A 23,215-nucleotide genomic window follows, 5' to 3' on the forward strand; every position below is an offset into this window, starting at 1 on the left:
TCGATCGCCGGGGCCCTCGGAAGCGTCGCGGGCCCCGGACCCGGTCCGGAAGGCTTCCGCGATCATGCCATGGGCAGGCCTTCACCAGGTGTCGCTTCAACTCGGGGCTACGGGAGGCGACTTGGGCCCGTCGGCTCGGCCGTCAGGCGGTGCCGGTCGGTGCCGTTGCCGGTGCGTCTCCCGTGATCGGCGGCACCTCCGCCTCCGAAGCGCGCACCAGACGCGGCCCGTCCGGCCCGTACACCGCGCACGGTTCGGGGAAGAGGAACAGCAGGGCGAGATAGACGACGGCGGCGAGGACGAGGCCGACCGGGAGCGAGATGTCGGTGCCGCCCGCGAGTGTGCCGAGCGGGCCGACGAACTGGCCCGGCAGATTCGTGAACAGCAGCGCCATGCAGGCCGAGACCAGCCACGTCGACAGACCACGCCAGTTCCAGCCGTGCGTGAACCAGTAACGCCCGCCGCGCTGGCGCCGGTTGAAGACCTGGAGCGCCTCCGCGTCGTACCAGCCGCGCCGGGTCACGTAGCCGAGAGCCATGACGACCATCCACGGTGCGGTGCACGTGATGATGAGCGTGGCGAACGTGGAGATCGACTGGGCGAGGTTCAGGGCGAACCGGCCGACGAAGATGAACGCGATCGACAGCGAACCGATGAAGACCGTCGCCTGCACACGCCCGAAGCGGGGGAACACCGAGGAGAAGTCGAGGCCCGTGCCGTACAGGGCGGTCGTGCCCGTCGCCATGCCGCCGATCAGCGCGATCAGGCACAGCGGGAGGAAGTACCAGCCGGGGGAGATGGCCAGGAGTCCGCCCACGTAGTTCGGCGCCGCTGGATCCAGGTACTTCTCCGCCTTCGCGGCGATCACCGACGCGGTGGCGAGGCCGAACAGGAACGGCAGCAGTGTCGCGATCTGCGAGAGGAACGCCGCGCCCATGACCCGCCCGCGCGGTGTGGCCGCAGGGATGTAGCGCGACCAGTCACCGAGGAACGCGCCGAACGACACCGGGTTGGACAGCACGATCAGCGCCGAGCCGATGAACGACGGCCAGAACATCGGCGTCGACGTGGAGGCGAACGACCCCGTGTAGCCGGGGTCGAAGTCCCCCGCGAACGCGAACACACCGAGCACGAACAGCGCCGAAGCGGCCAGCACCGCGATCTTGTTCACGAAGAGCATGAACCGGAACCCGTACACGCACACCGTCAGGACGAGCCCCGCGAACACCGCGTACGCGACGCCGTAGGAGAGGTCCGACTCGGGCAGCCCCGCCAGCCGGTGCGCCGCGCCGATCAGCGCGTCGCCGGACGACCACACGGAGATCGAGAAGAACGCGATCGCCGTGAGCAGCGACAGGAACGAGCCGACGACACGGCCGTGCACACCCAGATGTGCGGACGAGGACACCGCGTTGTTCGTGCCGTTGGCCGGGCCGAACACGGACATCGGCGCCAGCAGCAGCGCGCCCGCCACCAGGCCCAGGACCGTCGCGGCGAGCCCCTGCCAGAAGGACAGGCCGAACAGGATCGGGAACGCGCCGAGCACACACGTGGCGAAGGTGTTGGCGCCGCCGAAGGCGAGACGGAACAGGTCGAGGGGACGGGCCGTGCGGTCCCCGTCGGGAATCCGCTCGACACCGTGGGTCTCAACTTCCGTGACACTGGGGGACGTTGTGGCGCCGGGGGCCGCGTCGGCCATGCGTAACCGCCTTTTGGATCTTGCCGGACTTCAACGGGGTGACGGTACCCGTGTCCCGGCGGCGGCACGGGAACCGGGTCCCGGACCGGCGGTCCCCAGGACAAGGACCTGAATCGCCAGCACGGCCCCGCCGCGCGCCCAGTCGTGGAAGTCGGAGACCTTGGTCTCCAGATTGACCGGGTCGGCCCGCGGGTGGCGGTTCGTGCGGATCGTCTCCTCGATCACGGGGGCCGCCACGTCGACGAGGCCGACGCCCTCCCCGGCGAGCAGGATCTTCTGCGGCATCGCGAAGTTCGCGATCTGCGCGACGAGCGTGCCGAGCGCGCGGGCCGCCTCGCCGACCACCCGGGCCGGGAGCGGTTCGCCCTCGACGGCGCGCGCGAGGATCTCCTCGTACGTCGCGTCCTCGCCCGTGGCGGCCCGCACCTGGCGGCGGATGCCGGGGATCGTGAGAAGGGAGACGGCGCTGCCGCGCCGACCGTCGGGGGTCAGCGGCCCGGACGGATCGACGATCCAGAAGCGGCCCACCCCGAGCCCGTCCTCGGCCGTCGCCACCCGCCGGCCCCCGCTGACCAGGCCGTACCCGAGCCCCGCCCCGATCGTGAGCACCGCGAACCGGTCCAGGCCCCGGCCTGCCCCGAACCAGCTCTCGGCCTCGACGAGGGCGCTCACATCGTTCTCGACGACCGCGGGCAGCCCGGTGCGCTCGCGCACGAGCCGCGCGAGCGGCACGTCCCGCCAGTCGAGGAACGCCGACTCGTCGACGACCGAACGGTCCTGCGCGCGGCCGCCGAGCCCGATCCCGATGCCGCACAGCGAGGGAAACTCGTGGGCGAACGCATCGGTCAACTCGCCTATGGCTGCGACGACTTGATCCGGTTCGCGGCTCGCGAGCGGCGCGTCGCGGCAGGCCACGATGTCGCTCCTGAGCGTGGTGACGACGCCGTAGACCGTGTCCTCGGTGACCTTGAATCCGGCGAAGGTGCGGGACTCGGCGACGATGTCCAGGGGGCGGGACGGTCGGCCCTGGCGTGACTCCGAGCGCGCCGGGCCCTCCGGTGCCTCGACCAGCAGCCCCGACTCGATCAGTGGCTTGGTCAGCCGGGTGAGGCTGCCCGCCGACAGGTCGAGGCGCCGCGCGAGCTCACTGCGCGACAACGGCCCACGGGTGAGCACCTCCAACGCCACGGCGCGCTCGCCCGAACTGAGCGGCACCCAGGTGTCCGCCTTCGCGTTCATCGCCAACCCCTCTCCCCGTTCCTTCTGTTGCAAAAGGAATGACGTCACTTTAAGTCGCAGCAACCCCTTTCAGGTAGTCGCTGCACGCATCTTGACGGCCCGAAAGTTCTGCCGCGAAAGTAACCAAGCCGAGGACGAGGCCGAATCGCAGACGAGGGAGTCCCGATGACTGTCACCTCCAGCAGCCCGCCGAGACATCTGCCGCTCACCGGCAGTGCCCCGCGGGAGAAGCGCAGACGTCCCCTCGGTGACGGTGCGATCGCCGCACTCTTCATCGCTCCGGCCATGCTCGGCTTCGCCGTCTTCCTGCTGTGGCCCACCCTGCGCGGCATCTGGCTGAGCTTCACCCGCTTCAACCTCCTCACACCACCGGAGTGGGTCGGCCTCGCCAACTACGAGCGCATGGTCAACGACCCCATCTTCTGGGACTCGTTGAAGGTCACCGTCGAATACGTCCTCGTCAACATCGGCGTGCAGACGGTGGCCGCGCTCGGCATCGCCGTCCTGCTGCACCGGCTCACGCAGTCCTCCCTCCTGCGCGGCATCGTCCTCACGCCGTATCTGATGTCCAACGTCGTCGCCGGCCTCGTCTGGCTCTGGATGCTCGACACCCAACTCGGCATCGGCAACGAGATCATCGCCGGCGTCGGCCTCGACCGGATCCCGTTCCTCGCCGACGAGACCTGGGCCATCCCCACCATCGCGCTCATCAACGTGTGGCGGCACGTCGGCTACACCGCGCTGCTCCTCTTCGCGGGACTCCAGGCGATACCCCACGACATGTACGAGGCGGCGCGCGTCGACGGCGCGAGCGAGTGGCGGATGTTCGCCCGCATCACCATGCCACTGCTGCGGCCGGTCCTCGCGGTCGTCCTCATCATGACGGTGATCGGCTCCTTCCAGGTCTTCGACACCGTCGCCGTGACCACGGCAGGCGGGCCCGCCAACGCCACCAACGTGCTGCAGTTCTACATCTACGGCTCGGCGTTCGGCCGCTTCCAGTTCGGCTACGCCTCCGCGATGTCCGTGGCCCTGCTGGTCGTGCTCAGCGTGATCACCATCGTCCAGTACCGGATCACCCGGGCCGGACAGACCGACCTCGGCTGAAGAGAGGAGCACCGACATGGCCACCACCACCGCACCCGCACCTGCGCGCAGCGCCCGGCCCGCCCGGCGCCGGCCCTCCTTCGGGCGCGCCGTCGCCTGGACCACGATGGGCGCGATCGTTCTCGTCACCCTGCTGCCGTTCTACTGGGTGCTGCGCACCGCGCTCTCCTCCAACCCGGGCATCGCCGCCGACCCGACCTCCGTGCTGCCCGTCGAGCCGACGGGCGGCGGCTTCGAGCGCGCCCTCGGGCTGCAGTCGACGAAGGAGGCCGTCGCCCAGGGCGGCGCGGGCGGCGGTCTCGACTTCTGGCGCTACCTGCTCAACTCGATCGTCGTCTCGACGCTGATCACCGTCTGCCAGATCCTGTTCTCCGCCATGGCCGCCTACGCGTTCGCGCGGCTCAACTGGCGTGGCCGCAACACCGTGTTCGCGCTGTTCCTCGGCGGTCTCATGGTGCCTTCGATCTTCACGCTGCTGCCGAACTTCGTGCTCGTGAAGGAACTCGGGCTGATCGACTCGCTGCTCGGGATCGCGCTGCCCACGATGTTCATGACACCGTTCGCCGTCTTCTTCCTCCGTCAGTTCTTCATGAACATCCCGCTCGAGGTCGAGGAGGCCGCGCTCCTGGACGGCGCGGGCCGGATCCGGATCTTCTTCCGGGTGCTGCTGCCCATGGCGTCCACCCCGGTCATCACCCTCGCCGTCCTGACGTACATCACCTCCTGGAACGACTACTTCTGGCCGCTGATGGTGTCGTACAGCGACAGCTCCCGCGTCCTCACCGTCGCCCTCGCGATGTTCCGCGCGCAGACCCCGCAGTCCGGATTCGACTGGTCCGGGCTCATGGCGGCGACCCTCATCGCGGCGCTCCCGATGCTGCTGCTCTTCGGAGTGTTCGCGCGCCGGATCGTCAGCTCCATCAGCTTCACCGGACTCAAGTAGGAGGCACCGGATGCGATTTCGTACGCTCGTCGCGCTGACCGGAGTACTGGCGCTGTCGCTGACCGGGTGCGCGGGCAGCGACCCCGGCGCCCGCTCGTCGAGAACCGTGACGTACTGGCTGTGGGACGCCAACCAACTGCCCGCCTACGAGGCCTGCGCGAAGGACTTCGAGAAGCAACACCGCGGCCTTGACGTGAAGTTCACCCAGATCGGCTGGGACGACTACTGGACCAAGCTCACGGCGAGCTTCATCTCCGGCACCGAGCCGGACGTCTTCACCAACCACATCCAGAAGTTCGGCCAGTTCACCGACCTGCAGGTGCTCGAACCGCTCGACGACCTCGGTATGAAGGACACGGACTATCAACCGGGCCTCGCGGAAAACTGGGTCGCCCAGGACGGACACCGCTACGGCGCGCCGAAGGACTGGGACACCGTCTCGCTCTTCTACAACAAGAAGATGCTCGACGACGCCGACCTCACCCCGAAGGACCTCGACGGGCTGCGCTGGAACCCGAAGGACGGCGGCACCTTCGAGAAGGCCATCGCCCACCTCACCGTCGACAGCAACGGCAAGCGCGGCGACGAACCCGGCTTCGACAAGCACAAGGTCAAGACCTACGGCCTCGCCACCAACGGGGCAGGGGACGGCGACGGCCAGACCCAGTGGAGCCCGTTCACCGGCTCCGCCGGCTGGTCCTACACGGACAGGAAGCGCTGGGGCGAGCAGTACCGGTACGGCGACAAGACCTTCCAGTCCGTCATCGAGTGGTACTTCGGCCTCGCGAAGAAGGGTTACATGGCGCCCTTCACCGCCTGGAACGCCGGACTGAACCAGTCCAACGCCCAGTTCGCCGCGGGCCGCGCCGCCACCGCCTTCGACGGCGCCTGGATGCTCTCCACCTACGCCGGGTTCAAAGGCATCGACTTCGGCACCGTCCGCAACCCCACAGGACCCACCGGCAAGCGCGCCACCATGATGAACGGCCTCGCCGACTCCGTCACCAAGGGCGCCCGCAACAAGGCGGGCGCCAAGAAGTGGGTCGCGTACATGGCCTCCGACGCCTGCCAGCGGACGGTCGGCCGGTACGGGATCGTCTTCCCCGCGACACCGTCGGGGACGGACACGGCCGTCGCGGCCTACAAGAAGAAGGGCATCGACACCTCGGCCTTCACCACCCCGGTCGACGACCGCAAGCAGTACCGCACCTTCCCCTTCCCGATCACCAACTACGCCGCCGACGTCTACGCCCTCATGCACCCCGCCATGCAGGACGTCTTCGGCAACGGGGCGCCCGCGAGACGCCTCGACGAGACCAACGACCAGATCAACCTCCTGCTCGACCAGTGACCACGCAGCGAACGCACAGCACGTAGCGACCACGCAGCACGCAGCGACACATAGCGACCACGCAGCACGTAGCGAAAGGCATGCGCACATGACGTTCACCCTCGGCATTGTCGGCGCCGGACAGTTCGCCGGCGGTTTCGCCAAGTTGTTCCTCGCCCACCCGGGCGTCGACGCCGTCCACGTCACCGACCTGCTGCCGGAGCGAGCCGAGCAACTGGCCGCGAAAGAGGGCCTCGCCGGAACCTTCCCCTCGTACGAGGCGATGCTGGAGTCCCGCGACATCGACGCCGTCGCCATCTTCACGCAGCGCTGGACCCACGGCCCGCTCGTCCTGCAGGGCCTCGAAGCCGGCAAGCACGTCTACTCGGCCGTCCCGATGGCCATCACACGCGACGAGATCGCGGCGATCATCGACGCGGTCCGCCGCACCGGACTCACGTACATGATGGGCGAGACCAGCGAGTACAACCCCGCCACCGTGCACGCCCGCAACCAGATCGCCGACGGCGCCTTCGGACGGCTCTTCTACGCGGAGGGCGACTACGTCCACGACATGGACCTCGGCTTCTACGAGGCGTACCAGTACAGCGGAGGCGAACGCTGGAAGGAGACCGCCAGCTATCCGCCGCTGCTCTACCCGACACACGCGGTCGGCGGAGTGCTCGGCGCGTGGCGGACCCACGCGGTGAGTGTGTCTGCGATCGGTGTGAAGGACGAGCGCGGCGACGGTGTCTTCGACACCGAGGTCAGCCAGTTCGGCAACGACATCTCCAACGCCACCGCGCTCTTCGAGGTCGCCGGTGGCGGCTCGTTCCGTACGAACGAGTTCCGGCGGGTCGGCTACCCCTCGCACATCAGGGAGTCACGCTTCCGGTTCTTCGGCACGGACGCCAGCATGGAGCAGCTCGCCACGGTCAGCTTCTGGCAGGACAAGAAGGGCGTGCAGGACATCACCGAACTCCTCGAACCGAAGCCGTCGCTCAGCCCGGACGACCCGTCGCTCGAGAAGATCGCGCCCGCCCTGCGCGCCGCGTTCACGTCGGGCTCGGCCCCCGTCCACGACCGCTCCCGCCTGCCCCGCGTCTACGACGACATGCCCAACGGCCACGAGGGCAGCCACCACTTCCTGGTGGACGACTTCGTCACCGCGGTCAACACCCGCACCCTGCCGTCGGTGAACGCGTGGGTGGCCGCGCGCTACACGCTGCCGGGCATCGTCGCCCACGACTCGGCGCGCCAGGGCGGGGCACGCCTGGAGATCCCGGACTTCGGGGACGCGCCGGGGGCCTGAGTAGGGCCGGGCGGGGTGAGGGCCTGATCGTTCGGATCAGGCCCTAGCCCAGCCCGAGGACGCAGAAGTCGTGTCCCTCGGGATCGGTGAGACACGTCCACGGGACGTCGCCCTGGCCGAGGTCGATGTCGGTGGCGCCGAGGGTCCTCAGGCGGGTGACCTCCGCCTCCTTGTCGTCACCGGCGTACGGCAGCAGATCGATGTGAACGCGGTCCTCCACGGTCTTGCCGTCCGACGAACGAAGGAACTCGAGATACGGGCCCACCCCCTGGGAGGAGCGCAACACGGCCCGGTCGTCGGCCACTTCGCGCACCGTCCAGTCCGTCGCCCCGCCCCAGAACCGGGCCATGGCCCGCGGGTCCGCACAGTCGACCACCACGGCCGCGATCGGCCCGGTGTCCCGGTAGACCTCCCGGGGCTCCAGCACGCAGAACTCATTGCCCTCCGGGTCGGCGAGCACGGTCCACGGCACATCGCCCTGGCCGACGTCGGCGGGCGTCGCCCCGAGCTGCTTCAACCGCGCGACCGTCTCCGCCTGATGAGCGGGGGAGGTGGTCGCGAGATCGATGTGCACACGGTTCTTCGTCGCCGTCTTCGCGTGCGGAACGGTGACCACGTCGATGCACACGGCGCTCGCGTCCGGCCACACGAAGCCGCCACCGGGCTCCACATTGGTCACACCGGGTGCCTCACTGGACACGCCCCAGCCGAGCGCGTCCGCCCAGAACCGCCCGACGACCGCATCGTCAAGGGCCTTGATGTTCACCTGAACCGGTCTCAGAGCCATGCCGGAGACCCTATGCACACCGCTGCCGCACAGGTACGTGGTGTCGCCGAACGGTGATCATTTCGCATGCCCCGCCTCGAACTCCATGGCCGCCACCTCGATCATGGCGAACCGGAACCCGAACGTCCTGAACGACTCGACGCGGGCCAAGCGTCGCGCCGACCGCCTCGACCTGGGCATGATGGGCCGGTGTGCCGGGGGAGCCGCGCAGGGTCGGCCTTCGACATGCGTGGAGTGGCAGGGAGGGGGTAGGCGCGCCGCCGGAGGCGCTGCGCGTGACAGGGACGCCTCGGCGGCTGAAGGGACGGTTATGGGGCAGGCTCGGGTTCGGTTTCCTGTGCGCTGGGAGGACGGAGGTGTCCTGGTCGTGCAGGTCGTGGGCCGGTTCGATGCCGATGCCGCGGCGGAGCTGGGTGCACTGATGGGGCGGCTGGGCGCCACGGGTCAGTCCGGTCTGGTGGTGGACTTCCAGGACGCCGAACTCTGCGGGGCCGACGGGGCGCGGCAGTTCGTCGAGGCGGGTCTGGACATGGTGGCGGGCGGCGGCGCGCTGGCCGTCGTGGCGGACGCCTCCGAGCAGGCCGTGCTGCGCGCCGCGGGGGCGGACCGCCTGCCCCTTGGCGTGCACGACGATGTCGCCGCGGCCCTCGAAAAGATCTCGGGCCGGTCGACGGACACGCTGGGGGACCGGGACGCCGGCGCGGGATCGGGCTCCGCACTGCGATAGGCGCCCGGCCCGGACCCCACCGGCACGCAAGGGCGTACCGCACAGTGGTGCCATGACGAACTCCGACGCCCGGTTTCTCCCCGGCCTCGAACTGTCCAGGGCCCTGTACGAAGAGGCCGTACGGCCGATCCTGCGGGAGGCGTTCCCCGGGCTGCGCCACGCGGCCGCCCGCATCGGCGGTGGATCCGAGGTACTCGGCTTCGACACACCACGGTCCGCTGACCACGAGTGGGGTCCACGGCTGGAACTCTTCCTGACGCCCGAGGACCGGGCCGAACACGGCGCGCGTATCCACGACGTCCTTGCACAGCGGCTGCCCAAGCACGTACGGGGCTGGCCCACGCACTTCCAGGAGAGCGGGAACCCGCTGGACCCGGTCGGCCGCATGCAAGCCACTGACGGCCCGGTCAACCACCGCGTCGACCTCCACACCGTGGACGACTGGGCGGCCGGACACCTCGGACTGCCCGCGGCCGACGCGGAACCGAGCGTGAACGAATGGCTGGCCATGCCCCAGCAGCGACTCGCCGAGACCACCGGCGGCATGGTGTTCCACGACGAGCCCGGCACCCTCACCGCCCTGCGGCGCACCTTGGCGCGGTACCCGGACCAGGTGTGGCGGTACGTGCTGGCGTGCCAGTGGCAGCGCATCTCCCAGGAAGAGGCGTTCGTGGGCCGCTGCGCGGAAAGCGGCGACGACATCGGATCAGCCCTGGTGGCAGGCCGCCTCGTGCGCGACCTGATGCGCCTGTGCCTGCTCCTGGACCGGCGCTACGTTCCGTACAGCAAGTGGCTCGGGAGCTCCTTCGGCCGGCTGCCGGTGGCGGACTCGCTCGCCCCGTCGCTGCGCGGCGCGCTCGCGGCCCCGGATCACCCCACCCGAGAACGGCACTTGTGTGACGCCTACGAGGCCGTGGCCACGCTGCACAACGCGACCGGACTGACCACCCCACTGGACCCGAACCGACGCCCCTACCACTCCCGCCCCTTCCTGGTGCTGCACGCCGATCGCTTCGCCCAGGCCCTGGCCCGCACCCTCACACACCCGGCTCTACGTGAACGGCCTCTGGTGGGAGGCGTGGACCAGTGGTCGGACAGCACCGATCTGCTCCGCCAGCCCCGGGCCGTGCGCGCCGCGGTGGACGCGATCCAGTGAGCCGACCGGGGTGCGCGGGGGACCGGAACCGGCTCAGGAGCGGCGTGAACTGGTCCTGACGAAGCCGGGGGCGGCCGGGCACCATGGTCCGGTGGTCGGACGGGAGGGCCGTCGTGGGCGCGAAGGTGCGTGACGTGGTGCGGGACGTGGTCGCCGAGGTGGCGCCGGACGAGGTCCTGTTGCTGGACCAGTTGGCGCCCCTGGATGAGGGCCGCGTAACCCGCCTCTTCGAGCGGCGAGTTCGAGACATGGAGTCGCATCCGGAGCCGTACGCGGAACCGCACATGGACCCGCGCGCGGACTCGCACACTGACCCGCACATGGACCCGCACACCGACCCGCACATGGGATCGCTCGAATGCGGTCACGTCGATGTCACCGCGCCGGTCACCCCGGTGGTGTGGCTGGCGCTGGACGAGGCGGCTCGGCGCACCACCTGCCGGGCCATCGACGGCCGCTCGCGACGCCGCACGCCGCTGCTGCACCACCTGTTCCGCCGACGGCCCCAGGCCCCTCCCACGATCCGCTCCCTCACCGCGACCCAACTCGACGCCGTACGCCGTCTGGTGCGCGACCATGCCCGCTCGGCGCGACTCGGTGAGGACGCGGCGGCGGCACTCGCGGATGCGGTGACCTCCCGGCTGTCCCTGGAGCTGACGGACGCGGGCTGAGGCGGGCCGACGCGTGCCGACGCGGGCCCGCGCGGTCCTGGGACGGTTCGCCCTGATGTGCCCCGCCCCGCGGGATGTCCTGGCTCGTCACTGCGAGGAGATCCCGTGAAGTACGGGAATGCCACCGGAACTTCGGGGCACGTGCGTCCTACACCTAACTGGGTGGCCGGGCCGACCCGGCGACCGCACAGGGAAAGGACCCACGCCGCCTTGTCGTCTCGAGCCGCGCATTCACCCGAGGGGTTCTCTCGCCCCGGAGGCAGCACCCGTGACCCACGCCGCTTCCTGTGGCGGCTGACCGCAGCCACCGGCGGCGGCATGTTCATCGACGGGTTCGTGTTCGCCTCCGTCGCCTCCGCGCTGGCCGGCAGCGCGATGTCCCGCGAGATCGGCGTCACCCTCACCTGGGCCACCCTGATCTCGTCGTCGACACTCGTCGGCACCTTCTTCGGCGGCCTCTTCCTCGGCTATCTGACCGACCGGGTCGGCCGTCGCCCGATGTTCACGATCGACCTGTCGGTGTTCCTGGCCGGCGCGGTGCTCATGCTGTTCGTGACCGCCCCCTGGCAGGTCATGGTCCTCGGCCTGGTGATGGGCCTCGCGGTGGGCGCCGACTACTCGATCGGCTCCCCGCTGCTCGCCGAGTTCGCGCCGCGCGTGCGGCGCGGCAACTATCTCGGCGTCCTCGAGATCCTGTGGAACGTCGGCTACGTGGTGGCGTACCTCATCGGATACCTGATCAACAGCCACTGGCCGTCCGCCTGGAACATCACGCTCGCAGCGAGCGCCGTACCCGCGGTGATCTGCCTGATGCTGCGGCACGGACTGCCGGAGTCCCCGCGCTGGCTGATGTCAATGGGCCGCCGCGAAGAGGCACTTGAGGTCCTGACCGAGTCCTTCGGCGCCACCGGGACACGTACCACCCTCGACGCCGACACAGCCGACATCGACGCCGACACGGCCGACATCCACGCCGAACAGGCCGAGGACACGCGCTACTCGATGCTCTTCTCCCCGGACTATATTCTGCGCACCGTCTTCGTGTGCACGTTCTGGATCTGCATCGTGCTGCCCTACTTCGCCCTGACCTTCTTCCAGCCGACCGTCCTCACCGCCATCGGCATGGGTAGCTCGGCGCTGGCCGGGGCACTGCTCGGGACGATCGTCGCGCTGGTCGGGGCCGTCACCGGCTGGTTCCTGGTCGACAAGGTGGGCCGCCGCAAGATCCTGATCTGGCCGATGTTCGGCTGCGCGATCGCCCTCTTCCTGGTCGCCCTCGGCCACCGGCTGCCGCTGTGGGCGGGCACCGCCTGCTTCTTCGGCTACCTCTTCTCGTACGGAATCATGAGCATCCTGCCGGGCGTCTACCCCGAAGAGGTCTTCCCCACCGCGATCCGCACCTCGGGCGTGGGCCTCGCCTCCGCCGCGAGCAGGATCGGCGCGGCCGTCGGCACCTTCCTGCTGCCCCTCGGCCTGGAACATCTCGGCCTGGGCTGGTGCATGGCCGGCATGGGCGTGGTCTCCCTCATCGGAGGTGTCACCGCGCTCGCCTGGGCCCCGGAGACGAACGGCCGCCTGCTCACGGACACCGGCCACCGCGCACAGCGCGGCCGCCGCCTTGTCGCGGCCGCGCCGGTGGGACAGGGTTAGCGCCTGGCGTATGGATCAGATCCCAGTCGGGAGTCAGGACCGGGTGAGGGTGTACGAGAGCTGGTAATTGGCCCCGTCCTTGGTGAAGTTGAGGATGCCGCTGCCCTCCTCGGTCAGCGTGTGCGATCCCAGGAGGTCACTTCTGTCGCCCGGGAGGCCATCGGCTTCGTGGAGCGTGATGGTGACCTCGTCGTCGAAGGCGTGGTACTCGTCGATGGCGTACTTCTGGCCCCCGCTCATGCTCGGGAGCAGGATGTTCTGGCCGTTCACGGCGAGCTTGGGATCGTCGTGGCCGACCCAGTCCTCGGTCTCGATGCACTTGAGCATCTTCAGGTGAAGGTTGGCCATGGTGTTGCTCCCCGTTCTTGCGGTCGGTCTTCCGTCGGCTGGTCGGCCGTACCCCCGCAGGTAAGCATCGTGAACTGCGGGTCTTCTCGCCGGTGCGCGGGGTCGATACGCAATCTTCACGGGTGCGGCACGGGTCGTGGGACCGGGACTTGGGTGTGGGCGCGGTCCTGTGTTCGTATGTGGCGGTGATTGAGAACGGCCCTCCCGAAGACTCCACGGCACACATCCCCGACCAGGCATCTGCCCCGGACGACTACGACGCCCCCTTGGGCCGCAAGGCCCGCAAGGCCCGCCGACGTGCGGCGCGCAAGGTGCTGCGCTCTCCCGCCCGTACAACGGCGAAGGTGACGGCGACCCTCGTCGTGGTGCTCGCGTTCCTCGTGCTGGGGGACCGCTGGGCGGTGCTCTACGCCGAGAACATGGCGGCCGAGAAGGTGCAGGAATCGCTGAAGCTGCACGCCGAACCCGAGGTGCACATCAACAGCTTCCCCTTCCTGGGCCAGGTCGCCATGGGCAACATCGACAACGTGGAGGTCAACGTGCCCCACGTGCCCGCGGGGCCGGTCTCGGTCGCGCAGGTGAAGGGATCGGTCGACGACATCCGGATCGTCGGCAGCCTCCCGTCCTCCGTCAAGGGCGCCGTCCTGAGCAAGGTCCGCGGCGACGTGTTCCTGTCCTTCGACGACCTCAACCGCGAAGTCGGCGCGTCCCAGGTGACGTTGGCCCCCGGAAAGCAGCGCAATACGGTGCAGGCCAAGGGTGATCTCCCGGTCGCCGGAAAGAAGGCCCAGATCCGTGGCCGCGCGCACTTGGAGCGGACCGGGGACCGGGGCCTGGCCCTGTCCGTGGAAGACACCAAGATCGTGGTCCCGGGCCTGCTCACCTACACCCCGGGCAAGGGCGGCGGCCTGCAACTGGCCGCACCCACCATCAACAAGATGGACCAACGCGAGACCGAACAGGCCACGGGACAGCGACTCCTCCCCGGAAAGCTCATGAAGGGCGGCGCCCTGGACGCGCTGGCCGACCACCCTGCGCTGCTCAAGCCCGCCGGTATCGACCCGTCACTGATCCAGGGCCTGCAGAAGCTGCAGGAGCCGAAGGTCGCACAGAAGATGGAGTTCTCGGCCCAACTGCCCAAGGACATGCCCGGCGACCTGCGCCTGCGGGACATCACGGTCACGAACGAGGGAATCCGCGCCCAACTCTCCGGCAAGGACGTGCCGTTGGGCACCTGACGCATGGAGTCATTGCGCGGTCTGCGGCTGCAGCCCGGTCATCCCCGCGTAGAGGCCGCGGTGGAACAACAGGGGACGGGCGTGCAGCGCGGCCCCCAGATCGTCCACCGCGCCGACGACGATGAGGTGATCCCCACCGGGGTGGACCGCCGCGACCGTGCAGTCGAGCCACGCGCACGTCCCGTCCAGCCGCGGCAACCCCGACGGGGACCGGGTCCACGCGACACCGGCGAACTTGTCGATGCCCGACGTCGCGAAGGTCGTGCTGATGTCGTCCTGGTGGTCGGCGAGGATATTGACGCAGAACCGGCCGCCGGCCGCGATCCGCGGCCAGGTGGTGGACGACCGTCCCGGCAGGATGATGATCTGCGGTGGCTCCAACGACAGTGACGAGAACGACTGACATGTGAAGCCCACCGGGCCGTCCTCGCCGATCCCCGTCACCACGGTCACGCCGGACGCGAAGTGGCCCAGGACATCGCGGAACGACGGCAGTTGCTCTGTGTTCATGTGTCTCTCTCCCGTTCCGTGTGCCGGTAGCGGAGGGTGTACGCGTGCGGAGGTCAGCCCCTGACCGGTACGGTGCCCGCGGCCCGCAGGTCGGCCAGGGCAGGGAACCCGTCGATCGCCATCAGGAGGTCCAACTCGGCGAGAATTGCCCGCAGTTGGGACACCACGCCGTCCGCGCCCCCGACCGCGAGCGCGTAGGCGTACGGTCGCCCCACCCCGACCGCTGTCGCACCCAGTGCGAGTGCCTTCGCCACATCGGATCCGGAGCGAACACCGGAGTCGAACAGCACCGGCATCCCGTCGGCGGCCTCGACCACGCCGGGCAGTGCGTCCAGGGCAGGCAGTCCGCCGTTGGCCTGGCGGCCGCCGTGGTTGGAGCAGTAGATGCCGTCGATTCCGACGTCGCGGGCACGGCGGACGTCGTCAGGATGGCAGATGCCCTTGAGCAGGATCGGCAGCGAGGTGAGCGAGCGCAGCCAGGGCAGGTCGTCCCACTGCAGGGAGTTGGCCCAGATCCCGATCCACTCCCGGACCGCCGCGCGCAGGTCCTCGGACGGAGGGGCGGCGAGCCGCTTGAGGAACGTCGGATCCGAGAAGTAGTTCTCCAGGACGAGCCCGCGCAGCTGCGGAAAATTGCCCGTGTTGAGGTCCCGCGGTCGCCAGCCCGTCGTCCAGGTGTCGACGGTGACCACGATCGCGCGGTATCCGGCCGTTTCCGCGCGTTCGACCAGACTCGCCGCCAGGTCGCGGTCGCGGGGAACGTAGAGCTGGAACATCCCCGGGGTGTCACCGGCGTGCGGTGCGACGTCCTCCATCGGGTCCTGCATGAGCACGGAGCCGACCATCGGGACGCCGGTGCGCGCCGAAGCCTTGGCGACGGCGATGTCGCCGTGGAAGTCCTGGCTGCACAGGCCGATCACCCCGATCGGTGCCATGAACAGCGGACTGGGCAGCGACATCCCGAAGAGGTCGACCGACAGGTCCCGTTCATAGGCCCCGTTGAGCATCCGCGGCACGATCCCGTGGTGGGCGAACGCCGACACGTTCGCACGCTGCGTGCCCTCGTCGCCGCACCCGCCGGCGACGTAGGAGTGCACCCACCAGGGGAGCACCTCGGCGGCCTTGCGTTCGAGCGACGTGGCGTCGACCGGGAAGCGTGGGGCGATGCCGTCGAGGGCGTCGAAGTAGATCTCGTACTGGTAGTCGCCGTACTGCGGTGCGGGCATGACGGTCCCTTCGTACGGGAAATAGGGGGGCGGGATATAGGGGGGCGGGCGCCGTTCAGAACGCGGGCCCGGCAAGGTGGTTGGTGAAGTCGAAGCGGGCGATCTCGTCCAGCTGCTCACCGAGCTGCGCGGTCATCGCGTCGAAGGCCCGCCGCCCGGCGTCCGCGGTCGCCTGCGTCGGGTCGCCCAGGTAGCCGTCAGGACCGAAGTCGTCGGACAGCCAGCCGAAACTCACGCTGCCGCCGAAACGGACGTGCGTGTTCTTGTTCAGGCCGCGGGGCAGACGTGGCGCGGCGGCGCCCATGTCGACGAGATCCGGGCGCAGGTGCAGCATCAGCGACGTCTCGCCCGCCCCGCCGTGGATGCCCTGCCCCTGCTCGATCCCGGCGAACGGATCCTCCTCCGGTGGCGGGAAGGCGTTCACGGCGAAGGTCATGAGTCCGTGGGCCCTGCGGAGGTCGCGCAGCATCGTCTGGATCTCGGAGCTGTTGCCGCCGTGCCCATTGACCAGGACCAGCCGACGGATCCCGGCCGTGGCGACGCTCCGGCCGAGGTCGGCGAGCACGGCGGCGAACGTGCCGGTCGACAGGGACAGGGTCCCCGGTGACCACTCGTGTTCCACGGACCGGCCGTAGCCCAGCGTCGGCAGCAGCCACAGATCGAGCGCCTCACCGTAGGAGTCCACGGCCGCCGCGCTCGCGGCCTCCGCGACGAGCGCGTCGGTGATCAGGGGGAGGTGCGGGCCGTGCTGCTCGACGGCGCCGACCGGCAGGATCGCGACGGAGGCGCCGGAGCACCGCTCCCGGACCTGGGCCCTGCTCAACTCGGCGAAACGGCGCGACGGGGATGTCATGAACCCTCCTGCGGGGTCGGATGGGTCGGGTGGGTCGGATGGGTCGGCTCGGGGAGACAGGCGGTCGCCCGGATCTCCACCCGCATCTGAGGGGTGGCCAGGCGCGGATAGATCAGCAGGGACGCGTAGTCGCGCCGGGCGTACAGGCCGGGACCGTGCTCGGCGAGCCACCGGTCCCGTACGTCCATGTACTCGGCCCGCTCGGCGGGATCGGCCAGGTACTGGTCGAGCGCCACGATGTCGTCGACGGCGCAGCCCGCGTCGGCGAGGATCGTCCGGATGCGGTCGAGGACCATGACGGTCTGGGCTCCGACGCCCGACAGAGTGGCCCCCGAGTCGTCGACGACGCCGTCGATGCCGCTGGTGAGAACCCAGCCTCCGGCCGCGGCTCCACGGCTCCAGGGCTGCTGGACCGTCCCGTAATACAGCGGGCCGAGCCCGCGCTTGGCCGTCATACCGTGCTCCGGTCGGTGGCGGTGTCCTGTGCGTCCCGTGCTGCGTGGGCCCGTACCGACCAGGACGTCCGGGTGCGCCGTATCGCCCAGTAGGCCAGCGCTGCGACGGCCCCGCCGATCCAGTAGGTGATGTCACCGAGGAACGGGTACCGCGCGGCGACGGGGCCGACGTACAGGGTCTGGTTCATGAACGGGACCGACACCAGGACGCCGAGGACAAAAGCGGGAAGTCCCGGGCCGACCCGCCAGGTCCGGTCGTAGAACCAGGCCGGGCGCACCCCGTCACCGCGCAGGGACATCAGATGGTCGGTGAGTGTCACGCCGAGCCAGGGCCCCACCCAATACCCCATGACGAACAGGAAGTTCTGGAAGTTGGCGAACGCCGCGTCACCGAGCCCGGCCCACCAGGCCAGCGAGCCCCCGGCGGCACCGGTGACCAGGGCGGACACCCATCGTCGCAGCGGGATGTCGGCGATGAGCAGGGCGAGCGACCCGGAGTAGATGTCGATGACACCGGCGGCGACGGTCGAGGCCAGCAGCGGGATCAGCGCGAGGACGGCGACGGCCGAGGGCGCGATGGCCGTGACGAGGTCGGTCGGGCTCTTCGGGAAGATCACCGAGCCGATCGCCGCGCCCAGCAGATGCATCCACAGCCCCGCGACGGCGGCCCCGAGGAAGGTGGCTCCGGTCACCTTCCTCCGGCTGGTGCCGATGGGGAGATAGCGGGTGTAATCGGAGGCGCAGATCGCGAAGCCGAAGGTCCGGGACGAACTGAGCGCGACGGCCGTGAGCATGGCCCCGACGACCCCGTGCTCGGCGCCCTTGCCGGGGGCGGTCAGATGGCCGGCCATCAGCCCGTAGACCGTCACCACGACGAACAGCACACCCATGACCGGCACGAGCGCCCGCTCGACCTTGTGGACGAGGTCGTGGCCGATGACCACGATGACCATCTGGAAACCGGCGACGAGCACAACGGCACCGAGGAACGGAATGCCGAACAGATACCGCACGATGTAGGCGCCGAGCGCGGTATTGACGGCGAAGAACCCGAACCCCGTCATGAACAGGAGCAGCGTCGGCAGGACGTTGCCGAGGTACCCGAACGGGCCCCGGGACTGGACCATTTGTGCCGTGCCGGCCCGCGGCCCCATCGACGAGGTGAGCCCGAGCAGCAGGCTCCCCACGAGGGTGCCGACCGTCAGAGCGAGAGCGGCCTGACCGAAGCTCAGCCCGAGAAAGGCGGTCGGCAGCGCACCGACGACGATGGCCGAGTACTGGAGATTTCCCGAGAACCAGAGCGTGAACGACGAGGAGACCCTGCCCCGCCGTTCGTCCTCGGCGACATGCTCGATCCCGTTGCTCTCGACGGGTACGCCCTGGTGCCGCGCAGCTCCGGAACTACCACCCATGAGGCCCTCCAACGCTGGAGCCGTGTCACCGAGCGGATACGTCACGCCGTTCCCGGCCGGCCAACCCGCACGAGGACAATTGTTGATGTGGCGAACATCTGCACACGAGAGTTGGTCCCAAAAGCCTTACTGTCAAGGCCTGTTGCAAGGGTTGACGCGATGAGGAATGTAAGTATCACTTACAAGAACCGTCGAAACGGACCTCGTTCGACGACCCCGCTACTGGGAGGTGCGGCGTGCGCTACGGCGTCTTCTACTTCGGATCCATCGAGATGGCCGATGTCCAAAGCGGACAGTGGCTCCCGGCCGGCCAGCGTCGGGCCACTCGGGAGGAGGTGTGGCACGCGACCGAGCGCCTGCTCGAACTCGGCGTCCTGGCCGAGGAACTCGGCTACGACAGCTACTGGCTCGCCGAACACCACTTCCAGCACGAGGGATACGAGGTCATCCCCAACTCCCTGCTGCTCCAGGCGAATCTGGCCGCGCGCACCCAACGCATCCAGATGGGCGCGATGTTCAACATCGTTCCCCAATGGCATCCGCTGCGCCTCGCCGAGGACTTCAGCACCCTGCTGAACCTCTCCGGCGGGCGGGCCGTGCTCGGCGTCGGCCGCGGCACGGTGCCCCGCGAACTGCGCAGCCTCGCCGCGCACCAGGCGGACATCCACCTGGCCGAGGGCGACGCCCGGACCGCGGTCGACGAACAGAACCGCGAGGTGTTCGCCGAGTACATGGACATCATCCGCACCGCACTCGCGAACGAGACCTTCTCCTACAAGGGGAAGTACCTCGAGTTCCCGCCGCCGGGCACGACGGGACCGGACGGCCCGGTCGAATCACTGTCCCTGCTGCCCGGCCCGCTGCACCCGGTGGAGATCTGGCAGGCCGTCACCAGCCCGCCGACACTGGCCTACGCCGCCGAGGTCGGGCACGGCTGCGTCTGGTGGAACCAGCACCACTCGTTCATCGAGTCGCAGTGGAAGCGCTACGGCGAGCTCTACGCCGAACATCACAACGCCGAACTGCGCCCCGGCCAGAACCGCATCCTGGTCCTCCCGTTCCACATCGGGGACACCCACGAGCAGGCGTGGACGACGGGCCGGCGCGGTCACGACGAATTCTGGAACCTGCTCGCGCCGTTCGGCTGGAGCCGCGGCTACATGGGACCGGACGGCAAGCCGGCGCCCCCCGGACTCGTCCCCACCCTCGAAGACTCGACCGCGCAGAAGACCTGGGCCGTCGGCACCGCGGAGGAGGTCGCCGAACTCGTCGCCCACCACCGCGACGCACTCGGCCTGGAGCACCTGGTGCTGTTCCCGCACTTCCCCGGGCACACCTACGACATGGCCGCCGAACAGATGCGGCGCTTCACCGAGGAAGTCGTGCCACTGCTCGGCTGACGGGGCGGTAGGTACTCTTCTCCCGTGGCACGGAAACCGGTCGCAGACAGCCCCCGCCCCGAAGACGACCACCTCATGCAACTGTTGGGATTGCGGATCAGGGCCCTGCGTCGGGCTCAGAAGCTGACGCTGCAACAGCTCGGACAGAGCTCCGACCTGTCGCACGCGTTCCTCAGCCAGCTCGAACGCGGCCTCACCACGGCCAGCATCACCACGCTGAACCGGATCGCACGGACCCTGGACACCACGATCTCGGCCCTCCTCGCGCAACCGGCCGAGGAGGTGGTGGACGTGCTCCGCGAGGCCGACGGGATCCGGGTGCCCCGCACCGACGCCCCCAACGGGGCCGTCGTCCGCTCGCTGACGCGGCTGGACTGGCCGGTGGAGCCGCTCGAGTACACGGGCGGTCCGGCGGAGTTCGAGGACTACTTCCAGCACCCCGGCCACGAGCTGATCTACGTCGTGACCGGACAGATCGAACTCGACTTCGAGGGCGGCCGAAGGGAACGCCTCGGCCCGACGGAAGTCATCAGCTACCCCGGTTCACTCCCGCACCGGTGGCGGGTGCTCGACGACTCCGAGGTACGACTGTTGCTCATCGTCTCGCGGCAGTGAGTGCTTCCCGGCCGGGCGGCCATGGCCGTCGTGCAGCACTGTGCAGGACTGTGCAGCACAAGGGCCATGGTCGCGTCAGTCGATGAGGTCGAGGGCCGCGGCGGCGATGCTGTCGGCGTCGATGCCGTGGTGGCGGTGGACGTCCTCCAGCGATCCGGACTGGCCGAAGCGGGTCACGCCGAGGGTGGTGACGGGCGTGTTCCGGATCGTGCCGAGGAAGGCGAGGGTGTGCGGGTGGCCGTCCAGGACGGTGACCATGGGGGTGGCACGCTCGGCGGGGAAGACCTGGTCCAGGATCCAGTGCGGGGTGCCTTCCCGGCCTTGGCAGCGGCGCGCCTGACAGGCGCGGAAGAGCAGGTCGGGGCTGGTGACGCAGATGACGTCGGCGCCGTACCCGAGGGCCGCGAGCCGATCGGCGGCGGCCAGCGCGTCCGGGACCATGGCGCCCATCGCGGCCACAGTGACGACGGGCGCACTGTGCTGCCGCAACCGGTAGGCGCCGGCGGCCACTTGACGACGGCGGCGCTCGCGCGCCACCGAGTCGTCCGGCACGGCGGCGAGGGACTGGTCCACCGGGCGGGTGGAGAGCCGCACGTACGCCGAACTCCCCTCCGGCTTGCCGAGGTTCCCGAGCGCGGCGAGCAGGCACCACTCGGTGTCGATGGCGAAGGCGGGCTCGTAGCCCACACATCCGGGCTGCTCGATGGCGAGAGAGGGGGTGGTGATCGACTGATGCGCCCCGCCCTCCGGGGCGAGCGTGACGCCCGACGGGGTGCCGACCAGGATGGACTGCCCACCTGCGTACATACCGAACGACCACGGCTCCAGGGCCCGGTTGACGAAGGGGTCGTAGATCACGCCGATGGGCAGCAGTGGCTGTCCCCAGCGGTCCCAGGTGGTGCCGAGTTCGCCCAGGAGGCCGACGAGGTTGGTCTCGGCGATGCCCAGTTCCAGATGGCGGCCGGTGGGCTGCTCGCGCCAGTGGAGGATGGTCTCGGCATCGTCGGCGAACCAGTCGGCGTGCTCCGCCGGGGACCAGACACCGACCTTGTTCAGCCAGCCTCCCAGGTTGGTGGTGGAGCTGACGTCCGGGCTGACCGTCACGATCCGTTCCGCGGCCAGGGGTGCCCGGCGGGTCAGATCCAACAACGTCCGACCGAGGGCCTGTTGGGTCGTACCGGTACCCGTGGGGGCCGGGCGCCCGAGGTCGGACGGCACCTCCGGAGGGGCTTGGAGCTCGCGGGCGGGACGCCGCAGCCGTTTCGCGGCTGCCGCACACAGTGCCGCTTCCTCCGAGCCCTCGCCGAAGCGGGTCCACGGGTCTTCCAGATCCGTTCCCAGGCGTTGTGCGAGCGTGGCCATCTGATCGGCGGTCAGCAGCGACGAGTGGTTCTGCGGGTGCCCCTCGGTGGGCAGCCCGTGCCCCTTGACGGTGTAGGCGAACACGACGGTCGGGCGCGTGTCGTCGATGGCTTTGAACGCGTCGAGAAGCGAGCCGAAGTCATGCCCGCCCAGATTGCGCAGCGCGGACAGGAGCGACGCATCGTCCACCGAGGCGATCAGCTCGGCAATGGGCCCGGCGGTGGACCCGGAGCCGGGCAGTCGCTCCCGCAGTTCGGACGCGGTGCAGCGCAGCAGGCGCTGGTACTCGGGATTGCCCATCGCGTCGATACGGGTGCGCAGCGCGTCGCCGCCGGGGCGGGCGAACAACTCCCGCAGCAGACTCCCGTACTTGAGGGTCAGCACCTGCCAGCCCGCTGCCGCGAACATGCCCTGCAGCTTGTCCGCGGCGATGCCGGGGATGACACGGTCCAGGGACTGCCGGTTGAGGTCGACGATCCACACGGCCTCGCCCAGACCCGGCACCATCGGATCGCGCAGCGCTTCCCAGACGGCACCTTCGTCCAGCTCGGCGTCGCCGAGGAGCGAGTACTGCCGTCCGGCGCCCACACCGCCGAAGTGGCCGTCCACGTAACGGCGGGCGATGGCGCCCCACAGCGGTGCGGTGGCGCCGATGCCGACGGATCCGGTGGAGTAGTCCACCGGATCGGGGTCCTTCGTGCGGCTGGGATAACTCTGCAGGCCACCGAAGGAACGCAGGGTGGTGAGCTGCTCCTCGTCCAGCTCACCCAACAGATAATTGATCGCGTGGAGCGCGGGAGAGGCGTGGGGTTTGACGGACACCCGGTCCTCGGCGCCGAGTTGGTGAAACCACAACGCCGTCATGATCGAGGTCATCGAGGCGCTGGACGCCTGATGCCCACCGACCTTCAGCCCTGACGGGTTGGGCCGCACCCGGTTCGCATGGTCGATGACCGCGGTCGACAGCCACAACACCCGTCGCTCTATGGCCTCCAGCGCCGTGAGTACGCCCCCGTGAACACCCCCGGCTTCTGCCGCGTCGACCGGCGTGCAGGGCGAGACCACAACGAACCACCTCCCTTGAACACCCAGAACTCTGGATCTGGCTTTGTGATCCTGCAGTAGACCCATAGCCCCCTGGATGCACAAGATGTCACTCTCGATCTGAGCATTCT

Annotated in this window: 22 protein-coding genes; 11 read left to right on the forward strand and 11 right to left on the reverse strand. The window is 69.4% G+C overall.

Going from position 1 to position 23,215, the window contains the following annotated elements; translation table 11 throughout:
• Positions 1-142: 142 nt before the first annotated feature.
• Both OG746_RS26375 and OG746_RS26380 read right to left on the reverse strand, forming a co-directional pair.
• The gene (locus OG746_RS26375) at positions 143-1,699 is read right to left on the reverse strand and encodes a purine-cytosine permease family protein (protein ID WP_266718518.1); all 1,557 of its coding nucleotides are present in this window, start codon (positions 1,697-1,699) and stop codon (positions 143-145) included.
• Between the two features lie 30 nt (positions 1,700-1,729).
• Positions 1,730-2,938: an ROK family transcriptional regulator gene (locus OG746_RS26380; protein ID WP_266718520.1), complete on the reverse strand. Its 1,209-nt coding sequence runs from the start codon at positions 2,936-2,938 to the stop codon at positions 1,730-1,732.
• Positions 2,939-3,103: 165 nt separating this feature from the next.
• Here OG746_RS26380 and OG746_RS26385 point away from each other — a divergent pair, with 165 nt between their 5' ends.
• The 4 genes from OG746_RS26385 to OG746_RS26400 all read left to right on the forward strand — a co-directional run bounded on the left by OG746_RS26385 (position 3,104) and on the right by OG746_RS26400 (position 7,630).
• Positions 3,104-4,045 (forward strand): carbohydrate ABC transporter permease, encoded by a 942-nt coding sequence (locus OG746_RS26385; protein ID WP_266718522.1) that lies wholly within the window; start codon positions 3,104-3,106, stop codon positions 4,043-4,045.
• A gap of 16 nt (positions 4,046-4,061) precedes the next feature.
• Positions 4,062-4,988, forward strand: coding sequence for a carbohydrate ABC transporter permease (locus OG746_RS26390; RefSeq protein WP_266718524.1), 927 nt, complete (start codon positions 4,062-4,064; stop codon positions 4,986-4,988).
• Positions 4,989-4,998: 10 nt separating this feature from the next.
• Complete coding sequence (locus OG746_RS26395) at positions 4,999-6,339, forward strand: ABC transporter substrate-binding protein (RefSeq protein ID WP_266718526.1); 1,341 nt, start codon at positions 4,999-5,001, stop codon at positions 6,337-6,339.
• Between the two features lie 88 nt (positions 6,340-6,427).
• A complete protein-coding gene (locus tag OG746_RS26400) occupies positions 6,428-7,630 on the forward strand; it encodes a Gfo/Idh/MocA family protein (protein WP_266718528.1) in 1,203 nt (400 codons plus the stop codon).
• Positions 7,631-7,673: 43 nt separating this feature from the next.
• On the opposite strand, the gene OG746_RS26405 is transcribed toward OG746_RS26400, so the two are convergent.
• On the reverse strand, positions 7,674-8,417 hold the full coding sequence (locus OG746_RS26405) for a VOC family protein (RefSeq protein WP_266718530.1): 744 nt from the start codon (positions 8,415-8,417) through the stop codon (positions 7,674-7,676).
• A 57-nt stretch (positions 8,418-8,474) separates the two neighbouring features.
• Entirely contained in the window at positions 8,475-8,597 is a 123-nt protein-coding gene (locus tag OG746_RS26410) for a hypothetical protein (protein WP_266718532.1), read from the reverse strand.
• A gap of 187 nt (positions 8,598-8,784) precedes the next feature.
• Between OG746_RS26410 and OG746_RS26415 the strand changes: the two genes are divergently transcribed.
• The 4 genes from OG746_RS26415 (at position 8,785) to OG746_RS26430 (ending at position 12,621) form a co-directional block, all read left to right on the forward strand.
• Entirely contained in the window at positions 8,785-9,144 is a 360-nt protein-coding gene (locus OG746_RS26415; protein ID WP_266718534.1) for an STAS domain-containing protein, read from the forward strand.
• A gap of 52 nt (positions 9,145-9,196) precedes the next feature.
• Positions 9,197-10,300 carry a DUF4037 domain-containing protein gene (locus OG746_RS26420; RefSeq protein WP_266718536.1) on the forward strand — a complete coding sequence of 368 codons (1,104 nt, stop codon included), beginning with the start codon at positions 9,197-9,199 and terminating at the stop codon, positions 10,298-10,300.
• A 113-nt stretch (positions 10,301-10,413) separates the two neighbouring features.
• Positions 10,414-10,971 carry a hypothetical protein gene (locus tag OG746_RS26425; protein WP_266718538.1) on the forward strand — a complete coding sequence of 186 codons (558 nt, stop codon included), beginning with the start codon at positions 10,414-10,416 and terminating at the stop codon, positions 10,969-10,971.
• A 210-nt stretch (positions 10,972-11,181) separates the two neighbouring features.
• Positions 11,182-12,621: an MFS transporter gene (locus OG746_RS26430; RefSeq protein WP_266718540.1), complete on the forward strand. Its 1,440-nt coding sequence runs from the start codon at positions 11,182-11,184 to the stop codon at positions 12,619-12,621.
• 33 nt (positions 12,622-12,654) lie between these two features.
• Here the strand turns inward: OG746_RS26430 and OG746_RS26435 are convergent, their stop codons facing one another.
• The gene (locus OG746_RS26435; RefSeq protein WP_266718542.1) at positions 12,655-12,969 is read right to left on the reverse strand and encodes a hypothetical protein; all 315 of its coding nucleotides are present in this window, start codon (positions 12,967-12,969) and stop codon (positions 12,655-12,657) included.
• A gap of 185 nt (positions 12,970-13,154) precedes the next feature.
• Here OG746_RS26435 and OG746_RS26440 point away from each other — a divergent pair, with 185 nt between their 5' ends.
• On the forward strand, positions 13,155-14,207 hold the full coding sequence (locus tag OG746_RS26440; protein ID WP_266718544.1) for an LmeA family phospholipid-binding protein: 1,053 nt from the start codon (positions 13,155-13,157) through the stop codon (positions 14,205-14,207).
• Positions 14,208-14,216: 9 nt separating this feature from the next.
• Here the strand turns inward: OG746_RS26440 and OG746_RS26445 are convergent, their stop codons facing one another.
• The 5 genes from OG746_RS26445 to OG746_RS26465 are packed head-to-tail and all read right to left on the reverse strand — an operon-like array spanning position 14,217 to position 18,663.
• Positions 14,217-14,717 (reverse strand): flavin reductase family protein, encoded by a 501-nt coding sequence (locus tag OG746_RS26445; RefSeq protein ID WP_266718546.1) that lies wholly within the window; start codon positions 14,715-14,717, stop codon positions 14,217-14,219.
• Between the two features lie 53 nt (positions 14,718-14,770).
• Entirely contained in the window at positions 14,771-15,943 is a 1,173-nt protein-coding gene (locus OG746_RS26450; protein ID WP_266718548.1) for an alpha-hydroxy-acid oxidizing protein, read from the reverse strand.
• A gap of 55 nt (positions 15,944-15,998) precedes the next feature.
• Positions 15,999-16,796 carry a creatininase family protein gene (locus OG746_RS26455; protein WP_266718550.1) on the reverse strand — a complete coding sequence of 266 codons (798 nt, stop codon included), beginning with the start codon at positions 16,794-16,796 and terminating at the stop codon, positions 15,999-16,001.
• The gene (locus tag OG746_RS26460) at positions 16,793-17,251 is read right to left on the reverse strand and encodes a RidA family protein (RefSeq protein ID WP_266718552.1); all 459 of its coding nucleotides are present in this window, start codon (positions 17,249-17,251) and stop codon (positions 16,793-16,795) included. Before OG746_RS26460 ends, OG746_RS26455 begins: the two co-directional genes overlap by 4 nt.
• Positions 17,248-18,663, reverse strand: coding sequence for a purine-cytosine permease family protein (locus tag OG746_RS26465; protein ID WP_266718554.1), 1,416 nt, complete (start codon positions 18,661-18,663; stop codon positions 17,248-17,250). The genes OG746_RS26460 and OG746_RS26465 overlap by 4 nt, the downstream gene beginning before the upstream one ends.
• A 236-nt stretch (positions 18,664-18,899) precedes the next feature.
• Here OG746_RS26465 and OG746_RS26470 point away from each other — a divergent pair, with 236 nt between their 5' ends.
• Together OG746_RS26470 and OG746_RS26475 are read left to right on the forward strand one after the other, a co-directional pair.
• The gene (locus OG746_RS26470) at positions 18,900-20,063 is read left to right on the forward strand and encodes an LLM class flavin-dependent oxidoreductase (RefSeq protein ID WP_266718556.1); all 1,164 of its coding nucleotides are present in this window, start codon (positions 18,900-18,902) and stop codon (positions 20,061-20,063) included.
• 24 nt (positions 20,064-20,087) lie between these two features.
• Positions 20,088-20,678 (forward strand): helix-turn-helix domain-containing protein, encoded by a 591-nt coding sequence (locus OG746_RS26475; RefSeq protein WP_266718558.1) that lies wholly within the window; start codon positions 20,088-20,090, stop codon positions 20,676-20,678.
• Positions 20,679-20,753: 75 nt separating this feature from the next.
• On the opposite strand, the gene OG746_RS26480 is transcribed toward OG746_RS26475, so the two are convergent.
• Positions 20,754-23,105 (reverse strand): thiamine pyrophosphate-binding protein, encoded by a 2,352-nt coding sequence (locus tag OG746_RS26480; RefSeq protein WP_266718560.1) that lies wholly within the window; start codon positions 23,103-23,105, stop codon positions 20,754-20,756.
• Positions 23,106-23,215: the final 110 nt, after the last annotated feature.

It is taken from the genome of Streptomyces sp. NBC_01016 (assembly GCF_026341035.1).
GTDB lineage: Bacteria > Actinomycetota > Actinomycetes > Streptomycetales > Streptomycetaceae > Streptomyces.

Excerpts from the sequence above, each read along its gene's own strand:
- OG746_RS26455 (WP_266718550.1), bottom strand. The coding sequence starts at position 16,796 with ATGACATCCCCGTCGCGCCGTTTCGCCGAGTTGAGCAGGGCCCAGGTC.
- OG746_RS26420 (WP_266718536.1), top strand. The coding sequence starts at position 9,197 with ATGACGAACTCCGACGCCCGGTTTCTCCCCGGCCTCGAACTGTCCAGG.
- OG746_RS26400 (WP_266718528.1), top strand. The coding sequence starts at position 6,428 with ATGACGTTCACCCTCGGCATTGTCGGCGCCGGACAGTTCGCCGGCGGT.
- OG746_RS26395 (WP_266718526.1), top strand. The coding sequence starts at position 4,999 with ATGCGATTTCGTACGCTCGTCGCGCTGACCGGAGTACTGGCGCTGTCG.
- OG746_RS26435 (WP_266718542.1), bottom strand. The coding sequence starts at position 12,969 with ATGGCCAACCTTCACCTGAAGATGCTCAAGTGCATCGAGACCGAGGAC.
- OG746_RS26460 (WP_266718552.1), bottom strand. The coding sequence starts at position 17,251 with ATGACGGCCAAGCGCGGGCTCGGCCCGCTGTATTACGGGACGGTCCAG.
- OG746_RS26375 (WP_266718518.1), bottom strand. The coding sequence starts at position 1,699 with ATGGCCGACGCGGCCCCCGGCGCCACAACGTCCCCCAGTGTCACGGAA.
- OG746_RS26390 (WP_266718524.1), top strand. The coding sequence starts at position 4,062 with ATGGCCACCACCACCGCACCCGCACCTGCGCGCAGCGCCCGGCCCGCC.
- OG746_RS26445 (WP_266718546.1), bottom strand. The coding sequence starts at position 14,717 with ATGAACACAGAGCAACTGCCGTCGTTCCGCGATGTCCTGGGCCACTTC.
- OG746_RS26380 (WP_266718520.1), bottom strand. The coding sequence starts at position 2,938 with ATGAACGCGAAGGCGGACACCTGGGTGCCGCTCAGTTCGGGCGAGCGC.
- OG746_RS26410 (WP_266718532.1), bottom strand. The coding sequence starts at position 8,597 with ATGCCCAGGTCGAGGCGGTCGGCGCGACGCTTGGCCCGCGTCGAGTCG.
- OG746_RS26405 (WP_266718530.1), bottom strand. The coding sequence starts at position 8,417 with ATGGCTCTGAGACCGGTTCAGGTGAACATCAAGGCCCTTGACGATGCG.
- OG746_RS26465 (WP_266718554.1), bottom strand. The coding sequence starts at position 18,663 with ATGGGTGGTAGTTCCGGAGCTGCGCGGCACCAGGGCGTACCCGTCGAG.
- OG746_RS26385 (WP_266718522.1), top strand. The coding sequence starts at position 3,104 with ATGACTGTCACCTCCAGCAGCCCGCCGAGACATCTGCCGCTCACCGGC.
- OG746_RS26450 (WP_266718548.1), bottom strand. The coding sequence starts at position 15,943 with ATGCCCGCACCGCAGTACGGCGACTACCAGTACGAGATCTACTTCGAC.